Annotated in this window: 12 protein-coding genes; 10 read left to right on the top strand and 2 right to left on the bottom strand. The window is 67.7% G+C overall.

The window, feature by feature from the left end; genetic code table 11:
- Positions 1–91 precede the first annotated feature (91 nt).
- Positions 92–850 carry a 3-oxoacyl-ACP reductase FabG gene (fabG, locus tag AZG88_RS12360; RefSeq protein WP_005251447.1) on the top strand — a complete coding sequence of 253 codons (759 nt, stop codon included), beginning with the start codon at positions 92–94 and terminating at the stop codon, positions 848–850.
- 3 nt (positions 851–853) lie between these two features.
- On the top strand, positions 854–1843 hold the full coding sequence (locus tag AZG88_RS12355; protein ID WP_061042197.1) for an NADPH:quinone oxidoreductase family protein: 990 nt from the start codon (positions 854–856) through the stop codon (positions 1841–1843).
- On the opposite strand, the gene AZG88_RS12350 is transcribed toward AZG88_RS12355, so the two are convergent.
- A complete protein-coding gene (locus AZG88_RS12350) occupies positions 1840–2298 on the bottom strand; it encodes an SRPBCC family protein (protein WP_005251449.1) in 459 nt (152 codons plus the stop codon). The two genes, AZG88_RS12355 and AZG88_RS12350, sit on opposite strands and share 4 nt — an antisense overlap.
- Before the next feature lie 119 nt (positions 2299–2417).
- Between AZG88_RS12350 and AZG88_RS12345 the strand changes: the two genes are divergently transcribed.
- From AZG88_RS12345 to AZG88_RS12330, 4 genes are all read left to right on the top strand, one after another.
- Positions 2418–3038: a TetR/AcrR family transcriptional regulator gene (locus tag AZG88_RS12345; protein WP_061042196.1), complete on the top strand. Its 621-nt coding sequence runs from the start codon at positions 2418–2420 to the stop codon at positions 3036–3038.
- Positions 3039–3137: 99 nt separating this feature from the next.
- Positions 3138–4349: an acyl-CoA dehydrogenase family protein gene (locus AZG88_RS12340; RefSeq protein ID WP_005251452.1), complete on the top strand. Its 1212-nt coding sequence runs from the start codon at positions 3138–3140 to the stop codon at positions 4347–4349.
- The gene (locus tag AZG88_RS12335) at positions 4346–5371 is read left to right on the top strand and encodes a phosphotransferase family protein (RefSeq protein ID WP_005251453.1); all 1026 of its coding nucleotides are present in this window, start codon (positions 4346–4348) and stop codon (positions 5369–5371) included. The genes AZG88_RS12340 and AZG88_RS12335 overlap by 4 nt, the downstream gene beginning before the upstream one ends.
- Entirely contained in the window at positions 5368–6105 is a 738-nt protein-coding gene (locus AZG88_RS12330) for an SDR family NAD(P)-dependent oxidoreductase (protein ID WP_061697834.1), read from the top strand. Before AZG88_RS12335 ends, AZG88_RS12330 begins: the two co-directional genes overlap by 4 nt.
- Here AZG88_RS12330 and AZG88_RS12325 read toward each other — a convergent pair.
- A complete protein-coding gene (locus AZG88_RS12325; protein ID WP_061697833.1) occupies positions 6102–6653 on the bottom strand; it encodes a hypothetical protein in 552 nt (183 codons plus the stop codon). The two genes, AZG88_RS12330 and AZG88_RS12325, sit on opposite strands and share 4 nt — an antisense overlap.
- Before the next feature lie 94 nt (positions 6654–6747).
- On the opposite strand from AZG88_RS12325, the gene AZG88_RS12320 reads away from it, so the two are divergent.
- The 4 genes from AZG88_RS12320 to AZG88_RS12305 are packed head-to-tail and all read left to right on the top strand — an operon-like array spanning position 6748 to position 9048.
- A complete protein-coding gene (locus AZG88_RS12320) occupies positions 6748–7254 on the top strand; it encodes a methylated-DNA--[protein]-cysteine S-methyltransferase (RefSeq protein WP_025433205.1) in 507 nt (168 codons plus the stop codon).
- Positions 7251–7742: an RNA polymerase sigma factor gene (locus AZG88_RS12315; protein ID WP_061697832.1), complete on the top strand. Its 492-nt coding sequence runs from the start codon at positions 7251–7253 to the stop codon at positions 7740–7742. The genes AZG88_RS12320 and AZG88_RS12315 overlap by 4 nt, the downstream gene beginning before the upstream one ends.
- Positions 7739–8341, top strand: coding sequence for a methylated-DNA--[protein]-cysteine S-methyltransferase (locus AZG88_RS12310; RefSeq protein WP_005251466.1), 603 nt, complete (start codon positions 7739–7741; stop codon positions 8339–8341). Before AZG88_RS12315 ends, AZG88_RS12310 begins: the two co-directional genes overlap by 4 nt.
- Positions 8338–9048, top strand: a complete 711-nt coding sequence (locus AZG88_RS12305; RefSeq protein WP_005251468.1) for a 2OG-Fe(II) oxygenase — start codon at positions 8338–8340, stop codon at positions 9046–9048. Before AZG88_RS12310 ends, AZG88_RS12305 begins: the two co-directional genes overlap by 4 nt.

The following is a 9048-nucleotide window of genomic DNA, read 5'->3' as shown; positions in this document are numbered from 1 at the left end:
GACCGGACGAGGTCCACAAGATGTCCATCGCGAGAAGAGAACTCCGTAAATACCGTACGAAGACCGAGAACAACCAGCATGGAGGAAACAAGTGAGCCAGGAACGTAGAACCGCCATCGTCACCGGATCCGCCCGGGGAATCGGCGCCGCCGTCGCGAAGCGGCTGGCCGACGACGGCTACGCGGTCGCCGTCCTCGACCTCGACGAGGCCGCGTGTGCCGGCACCGTCGACGCGATCAAGTCCGCCGGCGGCGAAGCGCTGGCCGTGGGCGCGAACGTCGCCGACGAGGCGTCCGTCGCTGCAGCGGTCGAGCGAGTGGCGAATGAACTGGGCGCCCCGACGATCCTGATCAACAACGCCGGGATCACCCGCGACAACCTGTTGTTCAAGATGACCGTCGACGACTGGGACTCGGTCATGAACGTGCACCTGCGCGGTGCGTTCCTGATGTCGCGGGCCGTGCAGAAGTACATGGTGGACGCCAAGTTCGGGCGCATCGTGAACCTGTCGAGCACCTCTGCGCTCGGTAACCGCGGGCAGGTCAACTACTCCGCTGCCAAGGCCGGCATGCAGGGCTTCACCAAGACGCTGGCATTCGAGCTCGGCAAGTTCGGTGTCACCGCGAACGCGATCGCTCCCGGTTTCATCGAGACCGAGATGACCGCCGCCACCGCCGAGCGCGTGGGTGTCGGCTTCGAGGACTTCAAGAAGGCAGCGGCGTCGCAGATCCCGGTGAACCGCGTCGGGCAGCCCGACGACATCGCGCACACCGCGTCGTTCTTCGTCAGCGAGGGCGCCGGATTCGTGTCGGGTCAGGTTGTCTACGTCGCCGGTGGACCGAAGGACTGATCGATGAAGGCGTGGCGTGTACACGAATTGGGGCAGCCGAGGGACGTTCTGACGTTCGAGGACGTCCCCGACCTCGAACCGAAGCCCGGCGAGTTGCTGGTCAAGGTGCTCTCGGCCGCCGCCAACTTCCCGGACGTGCTGTTGTGTCGCGGTGAGTACCAGATCAAGCCGCCGCTTCCGTTCACTCCCGGTGTGGAACTGTGCGGCGAGGTGGTGGGGCTGGGCGAGGGTGTCACCGAGTTCTCCGTCGGCGACCGGGTGATCGGCATGCCGAGTCTTCCGAACGGTGGGTTCGCCGAGTTGGCAGTCATGTCCTCGGCCACCGCGTTCCCCGCTCCGGAGGCCCTCGACGACGCCGAGGCGTCGGCACTGTCGATCGGGTACCAGACGGGATGGTTTGCGCTGCACCGCAGGACGCAGCTCCAGCCCGGCGAAACCCTGCTCGTGCAGGCTGCGGCAGGTGGTGTGGGCAGCGCGGCCGTGCAACTGGGTAAGGCGGCGGGCGCGAAGGTGATCGGCGTCGTCGGCGGGCCCGAGAAGGCGGCCTACACGCGGGAACTCGGTGCCGACCTCGTGATCGACCGGCACAGCGAGGACTTCGTGCAGGCCGTGAAGGACTTCACGGACGGCCGTGGTGCCGACGTCGTGTTCGATCCGGTGGGCGGCGACTCCTACACGAAGTCGACCAAGTGCATCGCGTTCGAGGGTCGCATCATCGTGATCGGGTTCGCGAGCGGCACCATCCCGTCGCCCGGGCTGAACCATGCGCTGATCAAGAACTACTCGATCATCGGGCTCCACTGGGGGTTGTACAACGCCTACAACCCCGCTGCGATCCGGGAGTGCCACGAAGAGCTGACGAGGATGGCCGCGGTCGGCGAGATCAAGCCGATGATCAGCGAGCGGCTCGGGCTCACCGACGTCGCGGACGGCATCGCACGGCTCGGCGAGGGGACGACAGTCGGACGGCTGGCTTTCCTGCCCGGACGCTAGCGGTTGCGCTTCGCGTACAGCTCCTCGAGGTTGTGCCGCAAGGTCGCCTCGGTGTTCTTCACGGCCGTTTCGACGAACGGTTCGACGATGAGTCCGAGGGCCTTGCCGGTGAGGCCGCCGGGGAGTTTGTACGCGAAGTCCACGCTGATCTCGGTCTTGTCTTCACCGTGAGCGGTGAATTCCCAGGTGGAGGAGTTGGCGGCGCCGTCGAGCGACGCCAGGGTGATGACCCGGTCCTGCTCCCACTCGGTGACCTCGAGCCGCGATCGCAGGGTGCTGGGACCGATGTGGATCGCGGCGTCGAAGGTCGACTCCATGCCCTGGTCGAATTCCCCGATCGGACGGAACTCCGAGACTCCGAACATCCAGTCGGGGACCGTCCGGTAATCGTCGATGTACGCGAACGCCACGTGGATGGGGACGGCTGCGATCGCGGAGTGACGGACGTGGATCATCAGGTGGTCCCTGGCTCTCTGTCGGAGAAGGCTGTCGATCTGGGCGACCTCGTTCGACTCTAGTCAACTCCCGCGACCACAGCAGGGGAGCGGCGGGTATCTGTTCTACCGTAGGACCCATGACGGTAGAGGGCACCCAGCGCGGCAGTTCTTGGCGTGAGTACACCGACCAGGGCTTGTCCAAGGTTCTGGCCGCGGCGCTGGCGGCGTTCGTCGAGAAGGGGTACGACGGGGCGTCGATCCGTGAGATCGCGTCACGCGCCGGTCTGTCGGTCCCCGGTCTCTATCACCATTACCCCTCCAAGCAGGCGCTGCTGGTGGGGTTGACGAACGCGGTGATGCGCGAACTCCTCGATCGCACTCACGCGGCGGTGGCCGAGGCGGGCCCGACACCGGGCGAGCGGTTCGACGCAGTCATCGAGTCGCTCCTGCGGTTCCACATGTACCGGCGTGAACAGGCCTTCGTCGCGTCCCGGGAGACGCGGAGCATGGAACCGGAGAGCCGGAAGGCGTACATCGCGCTGCGCGACGAGCAGCAGGAGATGCTGGACGACATCGTCCGCGAGGGGGTGGCGGCCGGGCTGTTCCGGACGCCGTTCCCGGAGGACGCGAGCCGGGCCGTCGTCACGATGTGCGTCGCGGTGTCCACCTGGTACCGGGAGGACGGGCCGCTGTCGCCCGACGAACTGGTCGAGCGGTACCTGGCGATCGCGAGGAGCACGGTCGGCGCGTCCGACTGAGTCTTGACCGGCTTTCGAAGGTGTGGAATTGTCGGGGACGACTTCGACCGAGCGAGTGATCGGTCGGTACTGGAGTCGCCGTATTGACTGGAGGTAGTTGTGGCGATCGATCTGTCCTACGCACCCGAGGTGACCGCGCTCGTCGAGAAGACCGAGGCGTTCACCCGCGAAGTCGTGCTGCCCATCGAGGACGAGCACGGCGGCGACATCACAGCGGCCGGTGGCGACACCCTGCGCGTGGAGCTGCAGAAGGCGGCCAAGGACGCCGGGGTCTTCGCCCCGCACGCACCCGTCGAGTACGGCGGACAGGGCCTGAACATGACCGATCGCGCGCCCGTTTTCGAGGCTGCGGGCTACTCGCTGTTCGGTCCGACGGCCCTGAACATCGGTGCCCCCGACGAGGGCAACGTCCACATGCTCGCGCACATCGCCAGCCCGGAGCAGAAGGAGCGGTTCCTCGCCCCGCTGGCGCACGGCGACATGCGGTCGGCGTTCGCCATGACCGAGCCGTCGCCCGGAGCCGGCTCCGACCCCTCGGCGCTGACCACGCGCGCCGAGAAGGTACCGGGCGGGTGGAAGATCAACGGCCACAAATACTTCATCACCGGAGCCGACGGCGCGGGGTTCTTCATCATCTTCGCCCGCACGTCCGGCGTGCCCGGCGACCGCGGCGGCGCCACGATGTTCCTCACTCCTGCCGACGCCGAGGGGCTGAGGGTCGGTCGTCACATCGACACCCTCGACCGGGCGATGATCGGTGGGCACTGCGAGGTGTTCTTCGAGGATCTGTTCATCCCCGACAGCGGGGTGCTGGGCGAGGTGGACCAGGGATTCGCCTACGCGCAGGTCCGGCTCGGGCCCGCCCGGATGACACACGTCATGCGCTGGCTCGGTGCGGCGCGGCGCGGCCACGACGTCGCCGTGGCACACGTCGCGCAGCGTGAGGGTTTCGGAGGCAAGCTGGGCGATCTCGGCATGGTCCAGAAGATGGTCGCGGACAACGAGATCGACATCGCCGCCACCCGCGCACTGTTGACGCGGGCATGCTGGGAACTCGATCAGGGCGGTCACGCGAGCAACTCCACGTCCATCGCCAAGACCTACGCCTCCGAGGCCATCTTCCGCATCGTCGACCGCTCCATTCAGATGTGCGGCGGTCTCGGCGTGTCCGGTGACCTGCCCCTCGCCAGGCTGTCCCGCGAGGTGCGACCGTTCCGTGTCTACGACGGACCGTCCGAGGTGCACCGCTGGGCCATCGCCAAGCGTGTCGTCGGTGCCGCGAAGAAGGCCGCGCGGGAGGCAGGCGCATGACCGAACATCGGGGACTCGATCTCGTTGCGCTTCGGAAGTTCCTGTCCGAGTCGAACGTTCCTCTCGACGGTGAGTTGCGGGCCGACCTGATCTCGGGCGGCAAGTCCAACCTCACCTACGCCATCTTCGACGACTCCTCGCGGTGGGTGCTGCGAAGGCCGCCCACCGCGGGGCTCACACCCTCGGCGCACGACGTGGCCCGGGAGTTCCGCATCACCTCGGCGCTGCAGGGCACCGACGTCCCGGTGGCCGCCACCGTCGCGTTGTGCGAGGACGACAGTGTCATGGGCGCGTCGTTCACCGTGGTGGAACACGTGACGGGCCGGGTGATCCGGACGAAGTCGGATCTCGAGGCGCTGTCCGACGACGACATCGACTCGTGCACCGACGAACTGGTCCGCGTGCTCGGCGCTTTGCACAACGTCGACTACGACGCCGTCGGCCTGGGCGAGCTCGGCCGCCCGGACGGGTACGTGGCCCGGCAGGTCACGTTGTGGGCGAGCCAGTGGGGGCGGGTGAAGACGACGGACTCCGCGGACGTCGACCGCCTGCATGCCGCGTTGGTCGAATCGATTCCGCAGCAGTCGGAGTCGTCGATCGTGCACGGTGACTACCGCATCGACAACACCATCCTCGCGGCCGGCGACGTGAGCACCGTTGCGGCGGTCGTCGACTGGGAACTGTCGACCCTCGGCGACCCGCTCACCGACGTCGCCCTGATGTGCGTCTACCGGCATCCGGCTCTCGACCTGGTGCTCGGCGAACCGGCGGCCTGGACGAGCCCGCGACTGCCGTCGGCCGACGATCTCGCGCAGCGCTACACCGTGGCGTCGGGGCGCGAACTGGTCCACTGGAACTTCTACCTGGCGCTCGCGAACTTCAAACTCGCCGTCATCGCCGAGGGCATCAACCACCGCTACCGTGTCGGCGCCACCGTCGGTGAGGGTTTCGACAAGGCAGGCGACGCGGTGCCCGAGTTCGTCGCGGCCGGCCTGCGCGCCCTGAAAGGACAGACCGTATGAGTCGCACCGCACTGATCACCGGCGCCTCGCGTGGCATCGGACTCGGCATCGCCACTCGTCTCGCCGAACAGGGATACGGGCTGACGATCACCGCCCGCGATCGTGATCGGCTCGAGTCCGTGGCCGCCGACCTGCGGACCGCGGGCGCGAAGGACGTCGTCGTGGTCGCCGGTGACCTCGCCGACGAGGAATCCGCCGGACGCGTCGTCGAGGCGCACACCGATGCCTACGGTTCGCTGAACGCGCTGGTTCTCAACGCCGGGGTGGGAACCGCGGGACCCATCGGCGAGTTCCCCATGCGCCGATTCGACAAGAGCCTCGGAGTCAACCTGCGGGCGCCGTTCAGCCTGCTGCAGCAGTCGCTGCCGCTGCTCCGGACCGGTGCGGCGGAGAACCCGGGACGCGGGTCCAAGGTCGTGGCCCTGGCATCGATCACCGGCGTGTACGCCGAGGCAGGGCTCGCCGTCTACGGGGCGACCAAGGCCGCGCTGATCTCCCTGACCGAGACGCTGAACGTGGAGGAGACGGGCAACGGAGTCTCCGCGACCGCGCTCGCCCCGGCGTACGTCGACACCGACATGTCCGCGTGGATCCACGACACGATCCCGCCCGAGGCGATGATCGAGGTCAACGACATCGTCGAACTCGTCGACGCCCTGCTGCGGCTGTCGTCGCGTGCGGTGGTCCCGAAGATCGTCGTCGGACGCGCCGGAACGGACGGCTACCGCGCTTAGTCGTCGTCCTCCTGGGCCTCGCCGCGCTTGCGGAAGAACTTGAAACCGGGAACACCCTGGATCGCCTGACGCACGCCCTGGACCTCCTCGAGGAGTTGATGGATCTCCGGTGACACGGTGTCCAGGGTCGCCAGGATCGGCATCAGACCCTCCATGCGCAGGGTCAGCTCGGGCAGGTGGTCCACCAACCCGATCGCGGCGTGAATCTCCTCCTCGGTGAGGTCGTCGACGAACCGCTGCGCCAGTGGGGCGGCCTTCGTCGCCAGCGGCTCGTACAGACCGATCAGGGTCTGTGCCGACGCGGATGTGTGCCCTGCCGTGGCGACCACGGTCGCCGCCGATTCCGCAACCGCGTTCGCCCTTGCCACCGCGATCTCGGCGCCGTCGCTGATTGCCTCGACGCGGGAAATCAGCACCTCGACCTGGTCCAGGAGGGTGCCGATCCGGCCGGGAAGGGAGACGACGAGTTCAGCGGTGTCCGCCGACCACCGGGCGATCCCGGTGACGGTACGCACCAGGTCGCGGGTGCCGAGTTGTACGAGAGCCATCGGCCCATCCTGCCTGATGCATTCCGGACCTCACGTTTCGGTCGTGGCAGACGTCTACCTTTCAGAGGCCCGTACACCTGGAAGGATTGGCACCGTGAATGCCGACCGAGCAGCACACACAGTCATCGATTCACCGATCGGCCCCCTGACGCTGGTGAGCGTCGACGGGGTGCTGAGCGGCATCTACATGGTCGAACACCGGCATCAGCCGAATCCCGCGACGTTCGGGGAGCGCGACACCGCAGGTTTCGACGAGGCCGTCACCCAGCTCACCGAATACTTCGACGGCAGGCGCACCGACTTCACCGTCCCGCTCGCCGCGCGGGGCACGCCCTTCCAGCAACGGGTGTGGGACGCCCTGCGCACCATCCCGTACGGCGAGACGTGGACGTACGGTCAGCTGGCCGACTCCCTCGGCACCCCGACTGCGGTTCGCGCGGTGGCGGCGGCGAACGGCAGAAATCCGATCAGCATCATCGTCCCGTGCCACCGCGTCATCGGGAGCAACGGCAACCTGACGGGGTATGCGGGCGGGCTCGAACGCAAACGGTTCCTGCTCGAACGCGAAGCGGAACGGGCGGGACTCCGGCTGAGCCGATGACCCTGAAGCTGTTCGAAGACATCGTGGCCGAGCACGGGCCGACGGTCCTGCGGGTCTGTCGGGCCGTGGTCGGTCCGGTGGACGCCGAGGACGCCTGGTCGGAGACCTTCATCGCCGCGATGCGGGCGTACCCCGACCTGCGTCCCGGGAGCAACGTCGAGGCATGGCTGGTGACCATCGCGCACCGGAAAGCGCTCGACCACATTCGTGCGCGCGACCGGCGGCCCGTCCCCACCGACGAGCTTCCCGAGCAGACCACCGACCGCGGACTCCCCGGCGGTCACGACCCCGAGTTGTGGAACGCGGTCGGCGCCCTGCCGATGAAGCAACGGGCGGCGGTGGCGTATCACTACCTGGCCGGGCTGCCGTACGCCGAGATCGCGGTGATCCTGGGCAACTCCCCGGACGCGTCGCGACGGGCCGCCGCCGACGGGATTGCGGCGCTACGCAAGACCCTCTCGATCTTTGTGAGTGGAGACATCACATGAACATCCCCGACATCGTCTACGCCCTGTCCACGTCGGACTCTGCGGTCGAGCAGAATCTGCGTGAGCGGCTCGCCGCCCTCGCCGCCGAAGCAGGGCTCCTCGACGTCGCGTACCGGACCCTCGACACCCCCGTCGGTTCGCTTCTCCTCGCCGCCACCGATCGCGGGCTGGTACGGGTCGCCTTCCCCAGCCAGGATCACGACGCCGTACTACAGACCCTCGCCGAGCAGATCAGCCCCCGGATCCTGCGCGCACCGGCCCGGCTCGACCAGGTGGCCCACGAGATCGACGAATACTTCCTCGGCGAGCGCACGAGCTTCGACGTCCCGCTGGACTTCAGGCTGTCCAAGGGATTTCGGCTCGAAGTACTTCACCATCTTCCAGAGATCGACTACGGACACACCGCCAGTTACGCCGCGGTCGCGGCGGCCGCGGGCAGCCCGAAGGCAGTGCGCGCGGTCGGAACCGCCTGCGCCCTCAACCCGCTCCCCGTCGTGATTCCCTGCCACCGGGTGGTCCGCAGCGACGGCAGCATGGGCCAGTACGCGGGTGGGCCGGAAGCCAAGTCGATTCTGCTGACATTGGAGGCAGCGGCATGACTACCTTGACGCAACGCGTGAACGACCTGGATTGGCAGGGTCTCCACGGCGAGACCGATGCCGCGGGATGCGCGCAATCGGAGCAGATCCTGACCGCCGAGGAGTGCGGGCAGATCGCGGACATGTACGAGGAGGTCGAGCGTTTCCGGTCCACCGTCGACATGGCCCGGCACCGTTTCGGCTCGGGACAGTACCGGTACTTCGACTACCCGCTACCGGAGGTCGTGGCCGAACTCCGTGCGGCCTTCTACCCGAAACTGCTTCCCGTGGCACGGGACTGGGCGGCCAAGCTGAGGCAGCCCTCGCCGTGGCCGGACACCCTCGACGAATGGCTGGACATGTGCCACGACGCTGGCCAGAAACGCGCAACACCCATCCTGCTCAGCTACCGCGCGAACGACTGGAACGCTCTGCACCGCGACCTCTACGGTGACCTGGTGTTCCCGTTGCAGGTGGTGATCGGCCTCGACCGCCCGGGAGTGGACCACGAGGGCGGGGAATTCATGCTCGTCGAGCAGCGACCCCGCGCCCAGTCCCGGGGCACGGTGACGACGCTGCGGCAGGGTCATGCGCTGATCTTCACCACCAGGGACAGGCCCGTGCGCTCGACCCGTGGTTGGTCGACGGGACCGGTACGGCACGGTGTCAGCACCGTTCGGCGCGGCACCCGCCGGACCCTCGGCCTGGTCCTCCACGACGCCGAGTGA

Origin of the sequence: Rhodococcus sp. LB1 (assembly GCF_001583455.1) — a bacterium.
GTDB classification, from domain to species: Bacteria; Actinomycetota; Actinomycetes; order Mycobacteriales; family Mycobacteriaceae; genus Rhodococcus_F; species Rhodococcus_F opacus.
Note: the sequence above shows the minus strand (reverse complement) of the source record. Positions and strands in the feature narration are given on the sequence as shown.